This is a genomic window from Rahnella selenatireducens, from assembly GCF_046449555.1.
In the GTDB taxonomy this organism is placed as follows: Bacteria; Pseudomonadota; Gammaproteobacteria; order Enterobacterales; family Enterobacteriaceae; genus Rahnella; species Rahnella selenatireducens.
Genome location: NZ_JBKEZJ010000009.1, coordinates 185,624 through 204,453, shown reverse-complemented (window position 1 = coordinate 204,453; position 18,830 = coordinate 185,624). Strand labels below are relative to the sequence as shown.

Annotated in this window: 17 protein-coding genes; 12 read left to right on the top strand and 5 right to left on the bottom strand. The window is 56.5% G+C overall.

Going from position 1 to position 18,830, the window contains the following annotated elements:
- Positions 1 to 1,434: a M81 family metallopeptidase gene (locus tag ACLBVC_RS16435; RefSeq protein ID WP_410150524.1), complete on the bottom strand. Its 1,434-nt coding sequence runs from the start codon at positions 1,432 to 1,434 to the stop codon at positions 1 to 3.
- Between the two features lie 12 nt (positions 1,435 to 1,446).
- On the bottom strand, positions 1,447 to 2,586 hold the full coding sequence (locus tag ACLBVC_RS16430) for an ROK family protein (RefSeq protein WP_410150523.1): 1,140 nt from the start codon (positions 2,584 to 2,586) through the stop codon (positions 1,447 to 1,449).
- Between the two features lie 224 nt (positions 2,587 to 2,810).
- Between ACLBVC_RS16430 and ACLBVC_RS16425 the strand changes: the two genes are divergently transcribed.
- The 4 genes from ACLBVC_RS16425 to ACLBVC_RS16410 are packed head-to-tail and all read left to right on the top strand — an operon-like array spanning position 2,811 to position 7,095.
- Entirely contained in the window at positions 2,811 to 4,355 is a 1,545-nt protein-coding gene (locus ACLBVC_RS16425) for an ABC transporter substrate-binding protein (protein WP_410150522.1), read from the top strand.
- Between the two features lie 27 nt (positions 4,356 to 4,382).
- Positions 4,383 to 5,303 (top strand): ABC transporter permease, encoded by a 921-nt coding sequence (locus tag ACLBVC_RS16420; RefSeq protein WP_195812590.1) that lies wholly within the window; start codon positions 4,383 to 4,385, stop codon positions 5,301 to 5,303.
- Entirely contained in the window at positions 5,303 to 6,169 is an 867-nt protein-coding gene (locus tag ACLBVC_RS16415; RefSeq protein WP_410150521.1) for an ABC transporter permease, read from the top strand. The genes ACLBVC_RS16420 and ACLBVC_RS16415 overlap by 1 nt, the downstream gene beginning before the upstream one ends.
- Positions 6,166 to 7,095, top strand: a complete 930-nt coding sequence (locus ACLBVC_RS16410) for an ROK family protein (protein WP_410150520.1) — start codon at positions 6,166 to 6,168, stop codon at positions 7,093 to 7,095. The genes ACLBVC_RS16415 and ACLBVC_RS16410 overlap by 4 nt, the downstream gene beginning before the upstream one ends.
- 200 nt (positions 7,096 to 7,295) lie before the next feature.
- Here ACLBVC_RS16410 and ACLBVC_RS16405 read toward each other — a convergent pair whose 3' ends face one another.
- The gene (locus tag ACLBVC_RS16405; RefSeq protein WP_410150519.1) at positions 7,296 to 8,186 is read right to left on the bottom strand and encodes a dihydrodipicolinate synthase family protein; all 891 of its coding nucleotides are present in this window, start codon (positions 8,184 to 8,186) and stop codon (positions 7,296 to 7,298) included.
- Between the two features lie 44 nt (positions 8,187 to 8,230).
- Complete coding sequence (locus ACLBVC_RS16400; protein ID WP_410150518.1) at positions 8,231 to 8,947, bottom strand: N-acetylmannosamine-6-phosphate 2-epimerase; 717 nt, start codon at positions 8,945 to 8,947, stop codon at positions 8,231 to 8,233.
- Between the two features lie 142 nt (positions 8,948 to 9,089).
- Here ACLBVC_RS16400 and ACLBVC_RS16395 point away from each other — a divergent pair, with 142 nt between their 5' ends.
- From ACLBVC_RS16395 to ACLBVC_RS16385, 3 genes are all read left to right on the top strand, one after another.
- Positions 9,090 to 9,962, top strand: a complete 873-nt coding sequence (locus tag ACLBVC_RS16395; RefSeq protein ID WP_410150517.1) for an N-acetylmannosamine kinase — start codon at positions 9,090 to 9,092, stop codon at positions 9,960 to 9,962.
- Positions 9,963 to 10,121: 159 nt separating this feature from the next.
- Positions 10,122 to 10,949: a MurR/RpiR family transcriptional regulator gene (locus tag ACLBVC_RS16390; protein WP_458351916.1), complete on the top strand. Its 828-nt coding sequence runs from the start codon at positions 10,122 to 10,124 to the stop codon at positions 10,947 to 10,949.
- Between the two features lie 300 nt (positions 10,950 to 11,249).
- Positions 11,250 to 12,779, top strand: coding sequence for an MFS transporter (locus tag ACLBVC_RS16385; RefSeq protein WP_410150515.1), 1,530 nt, complete (start codon positions 11,250 to 11,252; stop codon positions 12,777 to 12,779).
- Positions 12,780 to 12,818: 39 nt separating this feature from the next.
- On the opposite strand, the gene ACLBVC_RS16380 is transcribed toward ACLBVC_RS16385, so the two are convergent.
- The gene (locus ACLBVC_RS16380) at positions 12,819 to 13,397 is read right to left on the bottom strand and encodes a GNAT family N-acetyltransferase (RefSeq protein ID WP_410150514.1); all 579 of its coding nucleotides are present in this window, start codon (positions 13,395 to 13,397) and stop codon (positions 12,819 to 12,821) included.
- Between the two features lie 192 nt (positions 13,398 to 13,589).
- Between ACLBVC_RS16380 and dapF the strand changes: the two genes are divergently transcribed.
- The 5 genes from dapF to aroQ all read left to right on the top strand — a co-directional run bounded on the left by dapF (position 13,590) and on the right by aroQ (position 18,776).
- The gene (gene dapF / locus ACLBVC_RS16375) at positions 13,590 to 14,429 is read left to right on the top strand and encodes a diaminopimelate epimerase (RefSeq protein ID WP_410150513.1); all 840 of its coding nucleotides are present in this window, start codon (positions 13,590 to 13,592) and stop codon (positions 14,427 to 14,429) included.
- Between the two features lie 326 nt (positions 14,430 to 14,755).
- Entirely contained in the window at positions 14,756 to 16,135 is a 1,380-nt protein-coding gene (locus ACLBVC_RS16370; RefSeq protein ID WP_410150512.1) for an MFS transporter, read from the top strand.
- A gap of 92 nt (positions 16,136 to 16,227) precedes the next feature.
- Positions 16,228 to 17,490: a gallate dioxygenase gene (locus tag ACLBVC_RS16365; RefSeq protein WP_410150511.1), complete on the top strand. Its 1,263-nt coding sequence runs from the start codon at positions 16,228 to 16,230 to the stop codon at positions 17,488 to 17,490.
- The gene (locus ACLBVC_RS16360) at positions 17,487 to 18,320 is read left to right on the top strand and encodes an amidohydrolase family protein (RefSeq protein WP_410150510.1); all 834 of its coding nucleotides are present in this window, start codon (positions 17,487 to 17,489) and stop codon (positions 18,318 to 18,320) included. Before ACLBVC_RS16365 ends, ACLBVC_RS16360 begins: the two co-directional genes overlap by 4 nt.
- A 15-nt stretch (positions 18,321 to 18,335) precedes the next feature.
- Complete coding sequence (gene aroQ / locus ACLBVC_RS16355; protein WP_218521182.1) at positions 18,336 to 18,776, top strand: type II 3-dehydroquinate dehydratase; 441 nt, start codon at positions 18,336 to 18,338, stop codon at positions 18,774 to 18,776.
- Positions 18,777 to 18,830: the final 54 nt, after the last annotated feature.

Below are 18,830 nucleotides of genomic sequence, written 5' to 3'. Positions count from 1 at the left end.
TTATTTGCTCCTTGCCGACAGCTGAACCTGCGGCACATAGCTGAAATCGCGGTCGAACGGGAAAGTTTTGCGCGCCTTGCGGTTGCGTGGAAGACGTTCGACGAACTGATCGACCACGCCATTCGACAGCGCCATCAGATTCGGGCTGGCAATCGGCGCCAGTTCCGGCGACAGATAACCGGATTTCACCACCACGATATCGGCGGTATGCGGATCCAATTCCAGCACGGTGAAATCGCTGATGTTGTGATACGGGCGACGACGCGCCGACACTACTACGTCAATGCCGCCAGTGCGTAATACCGCCTGACGGTCAGCCGGTGCCAACGCATCGAGCAGGAAAATCACCTCAAACTCGCCTTTCACCTGCGGGCTGGCGTGATCCAGCGAAGCCCCCAGCGTTAGCGTTAATACTGATCCCACACCGGCGTTAAACGCCGCGTCGGTCGCAGGCGCATCAGCAATTCCGGCCACCACCACATTTTGCGCACACTGCTTAATCAGTTCCTGCAACACATCCGCACGATCACCCACGCCGCCGCCGGTCGGGTTATCGCCGGAATCTGCCAGCACCACCGGACGGGTTTCGCTGGCAATCGCCTTACGCACGCAGGCTTCCACCGTGTCGGTTTCGCAACCGAACACAAAATCTTCACGCGCATCCCAGTAAGCCTGCGCCAGAGTTGTTCCCTGGACTTCGAGCGCCGCACGGTCAGTGCCGGTCATGATCACCGCCGCGGTCGCACGCGGTTCATCAGCCCAGACGTAACCGACCATCAGCGAGCTGTCCCACACGCCGTCCACTTCATCTATTTCCGGCAGACGGGCATACAAACTTTTCGCCGGTTCATCTTCCGTGCTGGTGCGTTCGCCCGGCAGCACAACCGGCACCGGCACCCACAGCAGCGTCGGTTTTTCACCGGTTTGCAGATGCTTCACTAACATGGCCACCGAGCGGCGCATGGTTTCTTCCACGTCGATATGCGGCGCGGTGCGGTACGTTGAAAACATATCAATGGCATCGATAATCCGCTGCGAAACATTGCCGTGCAAATCGTAACTGACGCTGATCGGGCAATCCGGCCCGACGGCTTTGCGCGCAGCGGCAATCCAGTCGCCTTCCGCATCTTCCAGCCCTTCAACGTACATCGCGCCGTGCATCGCCAGATACAGGCCATCAAAGGGTTTTTGCGCGTCCAGCCCGGCCAGCATTTCCGCTTTGAATTTGTCGTAAGTCGACCGCGCGACCGGCCCGCCGGCAATGGCGCGGGCGTGGATTGTCGGCAAAAATGTGGCCGGATAATCCTGCAGGAAACGAAAACGCGGCGACGCCAGTAGCTGCGCGTCACGAACAACAGCGAAATCCTTTTCCTCGTTGAGAACCGGGTTGTAAGTGCTGCATTCAATATGAATACCGCTGACAGCTATACGCATGTTGATGATTCCTCAGACTGGCTTCAGGCCGACAAGAAAGCGGTGCGCAGCAATGCTTGCCGCCGCGCGCGCCCAGGTGTCGTCGTTTAGGGTGAAAGTGCGAACCGGCGTTTTCCCGGCGTTACCCGGCAACACGTTGGCTTCGATAGACTGCTGAACGACGGTGCCAAACAGGCCAGAAAAATCCGCGTCCTGGTGGGCGATCAGGATTAAATCAGGGTCGTTAATCTGAATAAGATGGGATATCGCTAAACCCAGTGCAGAACCGGCGCGATGCAAAATACGGATCGCCGACGTGGTGCCCTGCATCGCCTGCTGCTCCAGACCGCTGATGGTGGTGGCGTCCAGCCCTTCAGCTTTGGCCATTTCCGCAATGGCATTGAGCGAGGCCAGCGTATCCAGACATCCGCGTTTTCCGCAACGGCACGGCGAACCATTCAGTTCCAGCGTGCAGTGGGCGATTTCCCCGGCACCGCCATGCAGCCCCCGGTGAAGTTTTCCGGCAATGAAATGTGCGCTGCCAATCCCCGCGCCGTGGCTGACCAGCGTAAAGCTACTCAGATCACGCGCCTGACCAAAATTCTTCTCACTCACCGCCAGGGCTTTGGCGTCATTTTCAATCGCCACGTCCATGCCGGTGGCCTGCGAAATCAGCCTCGCCAGCGGTACATCGCGCCAGCCCAGCAGCGCCGACTGCACGCAGGTGGACTGATATTCATCAATCAGGCCCGATAATGTCACCCCGAGCCCGACCATTTTTTTGGCTGCTTCAGGATGCGGTTCAAGCAAGGCCGGCAGCGCCAGCGCGATGTTTTCCGCCAGCCGCTTTGGGTCGGAATCAGCCGCAAAAGACACGCGCGAGAGAATTTCGCCGTGCAGATTGATCAGCGCCATCTGCGCCGGATTTTGCAGAAGGGAAACGCCCGCAAACCACGCGCCATCCGGGTGAACCACCAGACGCACCGACGGCCTTCCCTGCCCGCTGCCGGGCACTGTTTCGGCCTCGAGCAGAAATCCGGCATCAATCATTTCGCGAACCACGCCGCTTATCGCCGCCTTACTCATCCCGCAAAATTGCGCGAGTTCTGTCCGGCTTAAATTGCCGGACGCATTCACCGCACCCAAAATCTGGCGTTGCATGGTTGTTAACATATTCGTTTTGCCGCTCTCAGTTTTGGCTCATCTGCATTGACATTAAACGCTAGAAATGGATATATCAATGCCAATTAGTTCACAAATTAAACTAAATGTTCCTACATAAGTATTTCATATGAACTATTTGTTAAAAAATGTCTTGTAATGAGATTCGTCGAATAACCCAACAAAACGACATAGCCAGAGCCACTTAATCCGATTTTTCACGCAGAGGGCAGAACATGAAGATTACCCGTTACATCCGGCGTCCCGTGCAGTTATCACTGCTGAGCAGCGCCCTTCTCGCCGCGTTCTCGCTGCCGGTTTTCGCCGCCACGCTGAACGTGATGCAAAACGAAGCGCCGCGCAGCATGGACCCGGGCAACCAGACCGCCACGTTTACCGGCACGGTGTTGGATCCGATGTACGAAGGTCTGCTGGGCATGTCGCCTCAGCTGAAACCGGAAGCCGCGCTCGCCACCTCATGGAGCAGCGATGAAAGCGGTCTGGTCTGGACATTCAAACTGCGCAGTGGTGTGACATTCCACGACGGCACGCCGTTTAACGCCGACGCCGTGGTCGCCAACTTCGCCCGCCATCTCGACACCAAACGCGGGCTTGCCGCCAGCGGACGTCTGCGCACCTTCCTCGACAGCGTCACCAAAACAGACGAATCCACCGTGGTCTTCAAACTGAAAAAACCGTATCCGGCCTTCCTGAATTTACTCACCACCGGCGCGTGTCTGATGGTCAGCCCGGCGGCGGATAAAACCGGCACACTCGACAGCAAAGCCGTCGGCACCGGCCCATACAAAATGGTGCAGTACAAAACCGGCGAATTCGTGCTGGAAGAAAAATATCCGGGCTACTGGGGTGATAAAGCCGCCGGGCCGGACGACATCAAATGGACATGGAGCGCTGAGCCATCAGTCATGAACATGGCGTTGCAGGCCGGTGAAACCGACGTCATCAATCCGGTGCCACCGCAGTTCGCCCGCGTGCTGAAAAACAACCCGAAATTCAGCCTGCACGAAAGCCCGGGTGCCGCCGTGTTTTGGGTCGCGCTCAACACCGATCTCAAACCGCTTAACGATGTTCGCGTCCGTCAGGCGCTGAACTACGCCACCGACCGCGACGGGCTGGTGCGCGCCATCATGTCCGGCTTCGCGCAACCGGCTAATTCCCCGCTGGCACCGGTTACTGCCGGTTACGACAAAACGCTGAACCCGTATCCGCTGGATCTCGCCAAAGCCAAAGCGCTGTTAAAAGAAGCCGGTGTCGCTGACGGATTCAGCATGTCGATTGCGGTACAAGGCCAGGACGCGCGGATCGGCCAGGTGCTGCAAAGCATGTGGGCGAAAATTGGCGTGAAACTGGACGTGCGCATCATGGAAAGCGGCGTATGGACCAAAGCCGCGTTTGCCGATCAGGCCGGGAAAAAAGCCGATAATACCGGCGCAATTCTGGCGTCATGGTCTTCTGGCGCGAACGGCGCAGACCTGCAACTTCGTCCGCTGTATTACAGCAAAAGCTTTGCACCGGGCGGCGCAAACCTCGGCTTCTTTAACGATCCGAAACTCGATGAAATGTTAGATAAAGCTGCGTCAACGCTGGACGAAAACAGCCGTAATGCGATTTATGGGGAGGCGCAAAAAGAAATCAACCAGCAGGCGCCGCAGGTCTTGCTGTATTACCAGAATGATTTGTACGCCACGGGCACCGGGATTTCCGGCGTAACGATGATTCCGGGCGGTCAGATCGTGGTCAAAGACGCACAGAAAAAATAACAGCGTCATTTACGGTGGAAAAGAGTGATGAAAGCCTATCTTGCCAAAAAGCTTATCGCTTTCCCGATCATTCTGATCGGGGTTTCGATGCTGATTTTTGTGTCCATCCGGGCGCTGCCGGGCGATCCGGCACGTCTGATGGCCGGGCCTGAAGCCACACAGGAAGCGGTGGACGCCATGCGCGTGCGCCTTGGACTGGATCAGCCGCTGGTCACGCAATACCTGCATTTTGCCGGTAACGTGCTGCACGGCAATCTCGGCGTCTCGTTGCAGTCGCAACAACCGGTGACACAGGAAATCGGCGAGCGTATGCCGTACACCCTGATGCTCGCTGTGCTGTCATATTTTCTGGCGGTAGCGATTGGCGTTCCGGCGGGCATGATAGGCGCGGTTTACCGCAACCGCTGGCCGGATTTTGGCGTGATGCTGCTGGCGATTGCCGGTGCGTCTATCGCCAACTTCTGGCTGGGGCTGATGGCGATGAATACCTTTTCGGTGAATCTCGGCTGGCTGCCGCTGCTCGGCGCCACGTCGTGGAAAAGCTACATTTTGCCCTCGGTCACGCTGGCGGTTTTACCGATGGCCGTGATGGCACGCATGACGCGTTCGAGCATGCTCGACGTCTTGTCGGAAGATTATATCCGTACCGCGCGCGCCAAAGGGTTATCTGCCACCACGGTCTATTGCAGCCACGCCTTTCGCAACGCACTGATCCCGATTGTCACCATTGTGGCGCTTAATTTCGGCAGTTTGATTGGCGGCGCGGTGGTCACGGAATCCGTCTTCAACTGGCCGGGCATTGGCCGTCTGCTGGTCGATTCCGTGCGCTATCGTGATTATCCGGTGATACAGGGCGTCGCGCTGGTGGCCGTTTGCGGCGTGGTGGTGATGAACCTGCTCGGTGAATTACTGATAGCCTTCCTGAATCCAAAAATAAGGTTCGACTAATGTCTGCCATTATCACGCAATTACCTCGTCGCAAACCGCGCACGCTGCGGCTGTTTCGCTGGTGTTGGCGTCATCCTGCGGTGACGCTCGGCGGCCTGATTGTCGGCCTGATCGTCCTGATGGGGTTGTTCGCGCCGCTGATTGCCCGCCACGATCCTTATGCACAGGATCTGATTGATACCCTGCTCGTGCCGAATGGCGATCACTGGTTTGGCACCGACGACTATGGCCGCGATATCTTTGCCCGCGTCATTTACGGCGCACGGATTTCCATTGTCGAAGTGGTGCTGAGCGTCGGGCTGGCGATGATTATCGGCATTCCGTTAGGGATTATTGCCGGAATGGCCGGTCGTTATACCGACATGATCATCATGTGGTTTATGGACATGCTGTTTGCATTTCCGGGCATCGTGCTGGCGATTCTGGTGGTCAGTATTCTCGGCGGCGGGCTGGTCAATTTACTGATCGCCATTTCTCTGTTTGCGATTCCGGTCTATGCACGTTTGAGCCGTAACCTCACGCTCGGTTTAAAGCAGATGGAATACGTCGAAGCCGCGCAGGCGCTCGGGTTGTCGAATTACCGGATTATCGTGCATTACATTCTGCGCAACGCCATCGGCCCGATCATTGTGCAATCGACGCTGACGGCGGGCACCGTTATTCTCGCCGCCGCCAGTCTCTCATTTCTGGGTCTGGGCGTGCAGCCGCCGATGCCGGAATGGGGTACCATGATGAGCGATGGCCGTAACTTCCTCGGCATAAATATTTACCTTTCGCTGTTCCCGGGTCTGGCCATTATGCTGACCGTGCTTGGTTTTAACGTACTGGGCGACGGGCTGCGCGACTTACTGGACACACGCTCATGAGTTCTGCGGTTTTCTGCGCCGATATCGGCGGTTCATTTATTAAGTTTGGCGTTTCACGTGCTTCCGGCGAAGTGGAAGAATGCGGCAAAGTACCGACACCCGTTTCGTCGTGGGATGATTTCGTGACGGCGATGCAAAACTTCATCACGCAGTTTGGCGGGGATTTACCCGCGTCTACCCCGCTGGCGATCTCCACCGCCGGGCTGGTTTCTCCGCAAACCGGCGAACTGCTGGCGACCAACATTCCGGCCTTCACCGGACGCTCGCTGGCGAATGACCTGAGCGCGGCGCTGAACCGTCCGGTCACCGCCGCCAACGACGCTGACTGTTTTGCACTGGCCGAAGCCCATGCCGGAAACGCGCAAAATCATGCGGTGGTTGTAGCGATTATTCTGGGTACCGGCGTGGGCGGCGGTGTGGTCATTAACGGCCATCTGGTTCGCGGCCACGGTGGCGTCACCGGCGAATGGGGACACGGCGCCATCACGCGCACCGAAGTGTTGGTTGACGGCGAAACCTATGCGGTTCCGCGTCTCAAATGCGGCTGCGGTCAGACCGGTTGCCTCGATATGCTGGGTGCCGCACGCGGCCTTGAACGCCTGCATAAGCATTTCCATCAGCAGGATAAAACCAGCCTGGAGATCGTCAGCGGCTGGCAAGCCGGTAATGCGGCCTGCGGGCTGACGGTGAACGCCTGGCTGCAAATCGTATCCGAACCACTGGCGCTGCTGGTGAATATTCTTGGCCCTTCACGAATTGTCGCGGGCGGCGGCCTGGCGTCTGCGACGGCGCTGATTGCGGCGCTGGATCAGGCTGTGCGTAAAGGTGTTTTGCATACTTATGCAGAGGCACTGCTGGTGCCGGGGAAATTTCTGACAGCTGGCGGGCTGGTGGGGGCATCGGTGATGGGGAGGATTGAAGGATAGTTTTTGCTCCTCCGCCTGCGAAGACGGTGTGCCCGTTAACACCTCATCAGAGCATACTTCAACTTTTGATTATTCTTTAATATCCCACCCCAACCCTCCCCTTCGCAGGTGAGGAAGCCGTCCGAGCTGTTTCGGACTTTGTGTTGCTCCTCCCCCTGCGAAGGGGGAGGTTGGGAGGGGTTTAGCAACGAACTCACTGGCTATAAACCTAATGCATCACGCATGCGGTTTTCGACGGTTTGCTTTTGTTCCCGGGTCAGTGCGCGCAGCGGAAGGCGCGGGTTGCCGGCGTCGATGCCGTGCAATTTCATCGCAGCTTTGCCTGCGGCGACGCCCCCAAATTCGACCAGTACGCGGATCAACGCCACAACGCGATCCATGCCCTGACGGACGGCGGTCTGATTCCCGGCGTTAAAGTCTTCAATGATCTTATGGAACAGCGGCGCAGCGTAGTTATAGGTGCTGCCGACTGCGCCGGTGGCACCGACGGCCAGACCGCCGGGCAGGTGTTCGTCGACGCCAAACGGAATATCGAATTTACCGCCGCTGACGCGCTGGCAGCGCTGAAATTCATACAAATCCGCGCTGTTGAATTTAATGCCGGACAGGTTCGGGATTTTGGATTCGCCTTTGATCAGGAACTGCTCCATATCCAGATTCACGCCAGACATACCGGAATGGTAATAATAGAAACCTTTCGACGGTGCCGCCGACGCTATCGCCCGACAGTAATCAATCAGGTCATCCACGTTTGCCGGCTTAAAGAAGCACGGCCCGATAACCGATGTGGCAAAAATATCCAGCGTTTCGGCGTGGCGCGATAACTCCACCGCATCTTTGATACTGAGCGCGCCGGTGTGCAGCGTAATGCTTAATTCTCCCTGCGCAGCTTTTACCCAGCGTTCGGCGATTTTTTTGCGTTCTTCAACAGAACAGTGGATACCTTCACCGGTGGTTCCGCAGACGTAAACGCCCTTCACGCCATCGTTCACCAGATGTTCCGCTATCTGATCGATAACCGGAAAATTCACCTCACCCAGCGCATCAAATGGCGTGTGTGGAGCAGCAATCAGACCTGTTAATTTTTTCATGTGCTTTCTCATCAATGGGACGTTAAGGGAATCAGTCCGTTTTCTCAGAAACCGGTCAGTTTGTTCTTTTCGTTTTGCGCAATGGCCTCACAAAACCAGCCGCAAATATGTTCAATTCGCGTCACGGCAGAACCGACTGTCACGGCGTAAGCGCCCGCCGCCATCACTTCCGCGGCCAGCGCGGGGGAGTTGTAACGACCTTCGGCAATCACCCGGCATCCGGCCTGCGCCAGTGCGCGGACTAGCGCGATATCCGGCGTTTCGGGCACCGGCGTTTGGGTATAACCCGAGAGCGTGGTGCCGATAAAATCACAGCCAAGTTTTTGCGCCAGCAGGCCATCTTCGAGGCATGATGCGTCGGCCATCGTCAGGTATCCGGCTTCGCGGACTCGCTGATACAACGCCTCAACCGGCACGGGGCGAAAACGCTGCGTGACGTCAAAAGCAATAATATCGGCTCCGGCAGCGCACAGTGCGTCCACGTCTTCCCGCCACGGTGTGATCCGCACGTCAGAATCCGGCAGGTCGCGTTTGATAATGCCGATAAGTGGTGCATCCGTTGCCCGGCGCACCGCTTCGATGTTGCGGATGCCTTCAATACGCAGCGCCACCGCCCCGCCATCGAGCGCCGCACACGCCATCGCGGCGACGATTTCCGGTTTGTCCATGGCACTGCCGGGCACCGGCTGACAGGAAACGATCAGACCTTTGTCCAGCAGGGTCAGGAGGTCATTCATGTTGCGCACGTTCGTCTTTACCATGAACCTAAAACTCCAATATTAAATTTTAAATGAAGTGTAACTCCAATCATGGTAGATCTTTTGTTCTCAGGCCGCAATGGCGCAAATCGCCGTTAGCGCTTTATGTTAGTGAGCGGCATTCAGTTTTGTGAGGAAAACTCAGATGGGAAACGTGTTAGCACTGGATATTGGCGGAACAAAAATTGCGGCGGCCATTGTGGCGGAAGACGGCACGCTGTCGGAACGTCAGCAGGTCGCCACACCGCACGGTGATACCGCCGGGTTAGCCGGCGCGCTGGAAAAACTGATTACGCCACGGCGTAACCGGGTGGATCTGATTGCCGTCGCCTCGACCGGCATTATCAGCCAGGGGCGGCTGACCGCGCTGAACCCGGCGAATCTAGGCGGGCTGGCGGGGTTTCCATTGCAGGACTGCATCCGCGCCGTAGCGGATTTACCGAATGTTGTGCTCAATGACGGACAGGCCGCGGCGTGGGCGGAATATCAGGCCGTGCAGGAAACCTGCGATAACGCGCTGTTTGTCACCGTCTCAACCGGCGTGGGCGGCGGGATTATCTGGAACAGAAAATTATTAACCGGCTGCAACGGGCTGGCCGGGCACATCGGCCATACCGCGTTTGATCCGCAGGGCGGGCTGTGCGGCTGCGGGCGTCGCGGGTGTGTCGAAAGCATCGCCTCGGGCACCGCTATCGGCCATGCGGTGATGGAAAACGCCAGACCGCTGGGCGCGGAACAGGTTTTCGAACGCGCCCGCGCGGGGAACAGCGAGGCGCAACGAGTGATCGGCCGTTCAGCGGCTGCCGTTGCATCCATGCTGGCAGATATGCATATTTCGCTGGATCTGGATATCGTCATGATGGGCGGCAGCGTCGGGCTGGCGGAAGGGTATCGTGAAAAAGTGACGCATGCGCTTAACCAGTTACCGGTGATTTACAGGGTTCCGCTACGCCCGGCGCATCACCGGCAGGACAGCGGTTTAATCGGCGCAGCGTTATGGGCCAGAGCCACGCTGTAGCCCTGCGCGGCGGTAATCAGGCTTCACGGAGTCAGCCAACTATGTAATGATGTGCACCGGTTAAATCATTGTTTCTGTCACTCTTTCCCCCGAGGTGTCCACGTGAAAACGGGTGCTCAACATTTCAAACCAGGTAAAATTCTTGATGCTCTGGGGGCGATGCAAAACAGCCTGACCCGCTCTGCGCAGCGCATTGCGGTTTATATTCAGGCCGAACCTTCTAAAGTCACGCAACTTTCCCTCGCTGAACTTTCCGCGCTCACGCAGGCCGGTGAAGCCACGATAATTCGTTTCTGCCGCACGCTGGGTTACAAAGGTTTTCAGGATTTCAAAATGGATCTGGCGATCGAAGTGGCGACGCGCCCAAATCCTGAAGAAAGCCTGCTGGACGCCGATGTTCAGGACGCCGACAGCCCGCAGGCGATTGCCGGAAGATTGCAGTCGGCGATCAATAACGTGCTGACCGAAACCATCAATCTGCTGTCGCTGGAAAACGTCGAACAGGTGGTGAAACTGATGCGCCCCGCTGACCGGATTTGTATTTTCGGGCTGGGCTCTTCCGGCATTACCGCTGAGGATGCCAAAAGCAAGCTGATGCGTATCGGGCTGCGCGTTGACGCGGCGACCAACAACCATTTCATGTACATGCAGGCTTCGCTGATGAAGCCCGGCGATGTCGCCATTGGTATCAGCCATTCCGGCACCTCCGCCGAAACGGTGCACGCGCTGAAACTGGCGAAAGAAGCCGGAGCGACCACCGTCGCGCTGACTCACAATGTCGGTTCTCCCATCACCGACATGGCCGATTACGTACTGATTAACGGCAACAAGCAGGGTCAATTGCAGGGCGACTCCATCGGCACCAAAATCGCTCAACTGTTCGTTCTCGACCTGATTTACGCCCTGCTGGTGAAAGCCGATCCGGTGCAGGCGGAGCAAACCAAACGTAAAACCACGCAGGCCCTCAGCCAGCTCGGCACCCGCTAGAACCATTTTCTGCCGCACTTCCGGGCTTTGAGCGCGCTGATTCATTTTCAGCGCGCCTTCCGACCTCTCCATCCTGCTGCTTATCTTTCCCTGTTCAGCATTTCACCTTCTTTATCACACTTTTCTCAGACAGCGATTGAAATGCCGGAGCGATCTAATACACTCAAACGGAGTTTTACTCCCAATTATAATTTAAGTTGGAGTAAAACGCGAAATAACCAGAAGACGAAAACAGTGACGATGAGCGACCCCTGACAACAATTTTGCCCGTGACCGACGGGATGTGGAGAGAGCGACGATATGAGCAATTCATTACGGCCTCGTGCTGACAGGCCAGAGACAAAAGCGCCCCGCTGGTACAAACAATTGTCACCTGCGCAATGGAAAGCCTTCGCCGCCGCCTGGGTCGGTTACGCCCTGGACGGGTTTGATTTTGTGATTATCACGCTGGTGCTGACGGACATTAAACAGGAGTTCGGCCTGACGCTTTTACAGGCCAGCAGCCTGATTTCCGCCGCTTTTATCTCCCGCTGGTTTGGCGGATTAGTGCTCGGCGCGATGGGCGACCGGTATGGCCGCAAGCTGGCGATGATCACCAGCATCGTCCTGTTTTCCTGCGGCACGCTGGCCTGCGGGCTGGCACCGGGTTACACCACATTATTTATCGCACGCCTGATTATCGGCATCGGCATGGCGGGCGAGTACGGCTCCAGCTCAACGTATGTGATGGAAAGCTGGCCGAAAAACATGCGTAACAAAGCCAGCGGATTTCTGATTTCGGGCTTCTCGATCGGTGCCGTGCTGGCGGCGCAGGCGTACAGTTACATCGTTCCGGCTTTCGGCTGGCGGATGCTGTTTTACATTGGATTACTGCCGATCGTTTTCGCGCTGTGGCTGCGTAAAAACCTGCCCGAAGCCGAAGACTGGAAAGAATCTCAGCGCAAAAACCAGCAAAACAAACAACACGATGACCGCAACATGGTCGATATTCTCTATCGCAGCCGTCTCAGTTATCTCAACATCGGGCTGACTCTTTTTGCCGCCGCCGCGCTGTACGCCTGTTTCACCGGCATGGTGTCTGCGCCTTTCATCGCCGCGCTCGGTATTTCCTGCGCCGCCATTTTCATCTGTTTCATGGTGCAAACCAGCGGCGAACGCTGGCCGACCGGTGTGATGCTGATGCTGGTGGTGTTCTGCGCCTTTCTGTATTCGTGGCCGATTCAGGCATTGTTACCGACATACCTGAAAATAGATCTGGGTTATGACCCGCATACCGTTGGCAACGTCCTGTTTTTCAGCGGGTTCGGCGCGGCTGTCGGCTGTTGCGTCGGCGGCTTCCTCGGCGACTGGCTGGGCACGCGCAAAGCCTACGTCACCAGCCTGCTGATCTCTCAGTTACTGATTATTCCGCTGTTCGCCATAAAAGGTTCGGACATGCTTTTCCTCGGCGGGCTGCTGTTCTTACAGCAAATGCTCGGTCAGGGCATCGCGGGGTTACTGCCTAAACTGCTCGGCGGATATTTTGATACCGAACAGCGCGCGGCCGGTCTGGGTTTCACCTATAACGTCGGTGCGCTGGGCGGCGCACTGGCACCGATATTGGGCGCGTCGATTTCCCAGCATCTCAGCCTCGGCACCGCGCTGGGTTCGCTGTCATTCAGCCTGACGTTTGTCGTTATTCTGCTGATTGGTTTTGATATGCCTTCACGCGTACAGCGTTGGATCCGCCCTTCCGGCCTGAGAACGCACGACGCCATCGACGGCCAGCCCCTCAGCGGCGCGGGAGGTGCAAAACCGGCGTTTCAAAAACCGGGATGCGCGCGCAGTTAAACCTCCACACAGCAAAAAGGGCCGCTCAGGCCCTTTTCTTTATGCGAAATTCCCGCGTTTTAGCCGGTACAGGCAATGCTCCTCAAGCCAGTTTCCCTTCTCCACCGCCGGATGGTTGAAGTTTTCACAGATATCACACGCCATCCCCATTTTCATCATAACGGCCTGCGAACGCACATTCGGCAAGGCCGTGAAAGCCACGATTTCATCCAGCCCGAGTTGTTCAAATCCGGCATTCAGCACTGCACGCGCCGCCTCGCTGCAATAGCCTTTTCCCCACACGTCAGCACGAAGTCGCCAGCCGATTTCCACACACGGCGTAAACGGCAAATCATAACCTGGTGTATGCAGACCCACAAAACCGATAAACTCACCGGTGTCACGCAGCTCAACCGCCCAGATCCCCCAGCCGCGAACTGCAATCAAATCCCGGCAACGGGCGAGCATCTCGTCGCTTTTTTCACGGGTCATTGTGGACGGGAAAAACTCCATCACCCGCGGGTCAGCGTTCATTTTGGCAAACGGATCGGCATCGCTGTCGCGCCACTGCCGCAGCGTCAGGCGGGGCGTCACGATTTTCAGTGGTGGAAAGGCCACCGGAACGGTAAAGGTTTCCATGAATAGCTCCTTGTTGTGGCTCGCGGAATAACCGGCGAAAGTGTTTATTACCACGCGCGGCGCGAATTTTACATTCGTGAACTCATCAGCCCGAAAATCCGCGTGGTTAATCACGTCAAAATAAAGCTGACAAACCGCCGCTTTCCCATTACATGTATTCATATCAATGATGAATATATTGGGATCACAAACATGCTTTTTCACCGCTATCACGGGTTGGGTAACGATTATCTGGTCTGCCATCACAGCCTCGCCAGCATGCTGACAAATCAGCAAATTCAGCGCATCTGCGACCGCCATTACGGCATCGGTTCTGACGGATTATTGATCGACATCGACGACACCGAAATCCCGACATTGCGCATCATCAATCCCGACGGCTCCGAAGCAGAGAAAAGCGGCAACGGCCTGCGCATTTACGCCCGCTATCTTTTTGATATTGGCCGCGTCGGGCATGCGCCGTTTCTGGTGAATACGCTGGGCGGTCAGGTGCGTTGCGAAGTCACCGAAGGCGCGCATCAGGTGATTGTGGATATGGGGCAGGCAAAATTTTCGCCGTCGGCGTTACCGGCGAGCGTCGAAGGCGACGAAGCGCTGGCGTTACCGCTGGTCGTCGGTGGCCATCTGCTCAGCGCCACACTGGTATCGATGGGCAATCCGCATTGCGTGATTTTGGTGAAAAAGCTCGACCTGGATTTAGTCAGACAACTGGGCGCAGAAATAGAAACGCTGGCAATATTCCCGAAACGCACCAACGTACAGTTTGTTGAAGTGCTGGACCGCAACAATATCAGCATCGGGATCTGGGAACGCGGAGCCGGTTACACGCTGGCGTCCGGCAGCAGCAGTTGCGCCGCCGCCAGCGCCATGCGCAAACTCGGACACGTGGACGACAACGTCACGGTGCATATGCCGGGTGGCACACTGGCGATAAGCTTCAGCGATGATTTTCAGGTCAGCATGCGCGGACCGGTGCAAAAAATCGCCTCTGTCACGCTCAATGACGACTGCTTTTGGGACATGCCGGAATAAATTTACTCCGCCCTTTTCTCCCTGCTCTCTTTGCATTTTCGCATTAACCTTTCCCTGACGGCAGCCAGCCTGCCGTTCTTCAATTACCCATCGTGATAAACAAAACTCATACCTGCATAATGATTTTATGGCAGACAGCGCGCTTTCCAGCCCCTAAGTTGGTTATCAGAAAGCACCACAATGAATAACCAACTCATTGTTTAATAAATAAAATAATTTTAATAAAACCCCATCACGACACACCGGTGTGCTCCGGAAGTCAGTGAGTATTTTTTCAAAGTTTTAATCCGATCACATATTAATAAAAAAAACAGAGAGCGTACCCTATGAGCAACAACACCATCGTGGATGTTAAAACGTGGATAGACGAACGCCCGATATCAAAATATCAATGGGTGGTTCTGGGGCTGTGTTTCATCATCATTATGTTCGACGGCTACGACGCGGCGGTGATGGGCTTTATCGCCCCGGCGCTGATTGAAGACTGGGGCATCAGCCGCGCGGAAATGGGGCCGATTCTGGGTGCAGCCATGTTCGGCGTCGCCATCGGCGCGCTGATTGCAGGGCCAAACGCCGACCGGTTCGGGCGAAAACGCGTCCTGATGTGGTCCATTCTTTGTTTCGCCCTGTTCAGCCTGCTGAGCACCTTCGCCCGCACGCCGATGGAAATGGCCATTTTGCGCTTTCTCACCGGCCTCGGTTTAGGCGCGGTCATGCCCAACACCGTCACGCTGGTCTCGGAATACATGCCTGAGCGCCGCCGCAGCCTGATGATCACCGTGATGTACAGCGGCTTTAACGTCGGCTCCGGTGCGGGAGGCTTTGTCGCCGCCGGTTTGTTACCGCATTTTGGCTGGAAAGCGGTGATCTTCGCAGGCGGCATTATGCCTCTGCTGATGCTGCCATTGCTGATGTGGATCCTGCCGGAATCGGCGATGTACATGGTGGTGCGCAATGTTGCGAAAGAGAAGATCGCCAAAGTGCTGACCCGCGCCGGTGGCCTGTTCAGCGCGGAAACTAAATTCGTACTGAAAGCGCCGGTGATTCAGAAAAAAGCCAAAGTCTTCCAGCTTTTTACCAACGGTTATGCCAAAGGTACGGTGGTCCTTTGGGTCACATACTTCATGGGGCTGTTCGTGATTTACCTGCTCAACGGCTGGCTGCCAACCATTATGCGTAACGGCGGTTTCTCGCTGGAGCGCGCCGCCATCGTCGCCGGTTTATTCCAGCTCGGCGGCACCTTCGGCGGCCTGATGGTCGGCGGTCTGATGGATAAATTCACCGCGAAACGCGTCATCGCCGGTTTCTACATCATGGGCATGATAAGCCTGCTGTCGCAGGGTATCGGCAACTTCGGCCCGGACGTACTGGCGCTTCTGGTCTTCATCAGCGGCGTGTGTATTAACGGCGCACAGACCGGGCTTCAGGCGTTTTCCCCGGCCTTCTACCCGACCGAAATGCGCGCCACCGGCGTCTGTTGGATGCACGGCATAGGCCGCAGCGGCGCCATTATCAGCTCATCTATGGGCGGCATCCTGCTCGGGGTTTTCTCCGGCGAGAACATGATCTTCATTATTCTGGCGTTGCCTGCCCTGCTGGCCGGCCTGAGTATTCTTTTGCACCGCGCGGCACACCCGGCCGAGATGATCAAAGGCGTTGATATTACTGACATCCCGGAGTTGTCGCGCACCATGAACATCCGCTAACCTTGCGTTAGCCTCCTGATAATTAGAAACATAAATACACTGACGCAGTGGCTGCGTTGCGATTACCCTACAAAAAGTTCAGAGGATTTAAGATGGCTAAGATCATAGGCGGTTTAGCGGTTTCACATACCCCGACTATCGGCTTCGCAGTGGATCACAACAAACAGGACGAAAGCGCCTGGGCACCGATTTTCGAGAGTTTTGCGCCGATGCAAAAATGGCTCGAAGAAAAGAAACCCGACGCGCTGGTGTACGTTTTCAACGACCATGTCACGTCCTTTTTCTTTGATCACTATTCGGCGTTTACGTTAGGCATTGATGACCACTACGAGATCGCTGATGAAGGCGGCGGCCCGCGCGACTTGCCGCCGGTCAAAGGCCATGCGGCGCTGTCGCAGCACATCGGTGCCAGTCTGATGGCGGACGAATTTGATATGTCGTTCTTCCAGGACAAACCGCTGGATCACGGCCTGTTTTCACCGCTTTCCGCGCTGATGCCGCACGAAGGCGGCTGGCCGACGCAAATCGTTCCGCTGCAAATCGGCGTGTTGCAGTTCCCGATCCCGACGGCGCGCCGTTGCTACAAACTCGGTCAGGCGCTGCGCCGCGCGATTGAAAGTTTTCCGGAAGATCTGAACGTGGCGATTGTCGCCACCGGCGGCGTTTCCCATCAGGTTCACGGCGAACGATGCGGCTTTAACAACCCGCAGTGGGACGAACAGTTTGTCGATATGATTGTGAACGACCCGGAACGTCTGACCGAAATGACGCTGGCGGAATTCGCCACGCTTGGCGGGCTGGAAGGTTCGGAAGTTATCATGTGGCTGGTGATGCGCGGTGCGCTGTCTGCCAACGTGAAGAAGCTGCATCAGGCCTATTATTTGCCGTCGATGACCGGTATCGCCACACTGATCCTCGAAAATCAGTCCCGCGAAGCGCCGGTGGACGTGCAGCAGCGTCAGCGCGACAAAATCGCTCAACAGCTGGCGGGCGTGGAAAAACTGCCGGGCACCTATCCGTTTACGCAGGCGCGCAGCCTGAAAGCATTCCGCATGAACCGGTTCCTGCATCGCCTGATCCAGCCCGCGTGGCGCGAGCGTTTCCTCACTGACCAGAACGCGATGTTTGCCGAAAACAAACTGACCGCTGATGAACAAAAACTCCTGCGCGAACTCGATTGGCGCGGGATGATTCATTACGGCGTGAGCTTCTTCCTGCTGGAAAAACTCGGTGCCGTGGTGGGTGTGTCCAACTTACATATTTATTCCGCGATGCGCGGTGAAACGCTGGAGGAATTCCAGAAGACCCGCAATCAGCAAGTTCTCTACTCAGTAGCAGGTAAAGCGAAAGCATGACGATATTTGAGCAACCCAAGATCGACACCCATCATCACGTGTTTGATCCGGCGCGCTTCCCGTACCTTCCGGACACGCCATACCGTCCGGAAGGGCACGAGATTGGCACCGCCGATTATTACCGCGCGGTGATGCAAGCCTACAACATCCGCCACTCCCTGATTGTCGGCCCGACGTCAGGGTATAACACTGACAGCTCATGCCTGCTGGATGCGCTGGAAAAAGGCAATGGCCGCTTCAAGGGCATCGCCGTGGTACCTTTTGAACTTCCGCTGGAAAGACTCGCCGCGCTCAAACAGGCCGGCGTGGTCGGTATCGCGATGAATGTGGCTATGCTCGGCACTGTACCTTTTTTACACCTCGACGGCCTGATGGGACGCCTGACCGAGCTGGACATGTTCGCCGCCATTCAGGTACAGGACGACCAGTTACTGGCACTTTTGCCGCTGATTAACCGCACGAAAACCCGCCTGCTCATCGATCACTCCGGCCGCCCCGATGTGACGCAAGGTTTGCAGCAACCGGCGTTTCAGGCGCTGTTGCAACTCGCGAGCCAGCAACGCACCTGGGTGAAACTGTCCGGCTTATCGAAATTCAGCCGTCAGCCTTTTCCATATCAGGACGGCCACGCTTACCAGCACGCTCTGCTTGAGGCATTCGGCGCTGAACATTGCCTGTGGGGTTCCGACTGGCCGTTCCTGCGCGCAGAACACCGGATGGATCTCGGTACATTACTGATGCTGGTGGAACAGTTGTTCCCGGATGAAAAAACGAGGCACCAGATCCTGTGGCAGACGCCAAAAGACCTGTTTGGTTTTGCAGATTACTGAAGAAAGGAAGACCGGATGAACTACAAAATTGCCGTCTTTAACGGCCCGAACCTGAATCTGCTCGGCACCCGCGAACCGGAAACTTACGGTTATGACACGCTGGCAACCATCGAAACGCTGTGTCATCAGACCGGTAAAAGTTGCGGTGCGGAAATCGAATTTTTCCAGACCAACCACGAAGGCGATTTGATCGACCGCATTCAGGCCTGCCGCGGCACCACCGATGCGATTGTCCTGAACGCTGCTGCCTGGACTCACACATCTGTCGCCCTGCGCGACGCCGTCACCGCCGTCAGCCTGCCACTGTATGAAGTCCATATCACCAACGTGCATAAACGCGACGCGTTCCGCCACCACTCCTTCCTCTCCGACGTTTCCGTCGGTGTGATCTGCGGTTTCGGCATTCAGGGCTACGAATACGCCATCCGCCAGGCGGTGGTGAATTTGAGTCAGTGAGATATCGGAAAGGATGATATTGGCAGGCATTGAGCATCAGGGCCCTAACCGGGC

Excerpts from the sequence above, each read along its gene's own strand:
- ACLBVC_RS16435 (WP_410150524.1), bottom strand. The coding sequence starts at position 1,434 with ATGCGTATAGCTGTCAGCGGTATTCATATTGAATGCAGCACTTACAAC.
- ACLBVC_RS16430 (WP_410150523.1), bottom strand. The coding sequence starts at position 2,586 with ATGTTAACAACCATGCAACGCCAGATTTTGGGTGCGGTGAATGCGTCC.
- ACLBVC_RS16425 (WP_410150522.1), top strand. The coding sequence starts at position 2,811 with ATGAAGATTACCCGTTACATCCGGCGTCCCGTGCAGTTATCACTGCTG.
- ACLBVC_RS16420 (WP_195812590.1), top strand. The coding sequence starts at position 4,383 with ATGAAAGCCTATCTTGCCAAAAAGCTTATCGCTTTCCCGATCATTCTG.
- ACLBVC_RS16415 (WP_410150521.1), top strand. The coding sequence starts at position 5,303 with ATGTCTGCCATTATCACGCAATTACCTCGTCGCAAACCGCGCACGCTG.
- ACLBVC_RS16410 (WP_410150520.1), top strand. The coding sequence starts at position 6,166 with ATGAGTTCTGCGGTTTTCTGCGCCGATATCGGCGGTTCATTTATTAAG.
- ACLBVC_RS16405 (WP_410150519.1), bottom strand. The coding sequence starts at position 8,186 with ATGAAAAAATTAACAGGTCTGATTGCTGCTCCACACACGCCATTTGAT.
- ACLBVC_RS16400 (WP_410150518.1), bottom strand. The coding sequence starts at position 8,947 with ATGGTAAAGACGAACGTGCGCAACATGAATGACCTCCTGACCCTGCTG.
- ACLBVC_RS16395 (WP_410150517.1), top strand. The coding sequence starts at position 9,090 with ATGGGAAACGTGTTAGCACTGGATATTGGCGGAACAAAAATTGCGGCG.
- ACLBVC_RS16390 (WP_458351916.1), top strand. The coding sequence starts at position 10,122 with ATGCAAAACAGCCTGACCCGCTCTGCGCAGCGCATTGCGGTTTATATT.
- ACLBVC_RS16385 (WP_410150515.1), top strand. The coding sequence starts at position 11,250 with ATGAGCAATTCATTACGGCCTCGTGCTGACAGGCCAGAGACAAAAGCG.
- ACLBVC_RS16380 (WP_410150514.1), bottom strand. The coding sequence starts at position 13,397 with ATGGAAACCTTTACCGTTCCGGTGGCCTTTCCACCACTGAAAATCGTG.
- dapF (WP_410150513.1), top strand. The coding sequence starts at position 13,590 with ATGCTTTTTCACCGCTATCACGGGTTGGGTAACGATTATCTGGTCTGC.
- ACLBVC_RS16370 (WP_410150512.1), top strand. The coding sequence starts at position 14,756 with ATGAGCAACAACACCATCGTGGATGTTAAAACGTGGATAGACGAACGC.
- ACLBVC_RS16365 (WP_410150511.1), top strand. The coding sequence starts at position 16,228 with ATGGCTAAGATCATAGGCGGTTTAGCGGTTTCACATACCCCGACTATC.
- ACLBVC_RS16360 (WP_410150510.1), top strand. The coding sequence starts at position 17,487 with ATGACGATATTTGAGCAACCCAAGATCGACACCCATCATCACGTGTTT.
- aroQ (WP_218521182.1), top strand. The coding sequence starts at position 18,336 with ATGAACTACAAAATTGCCGTCTTTAACGGCCCGAACCTGAATCTGCTC.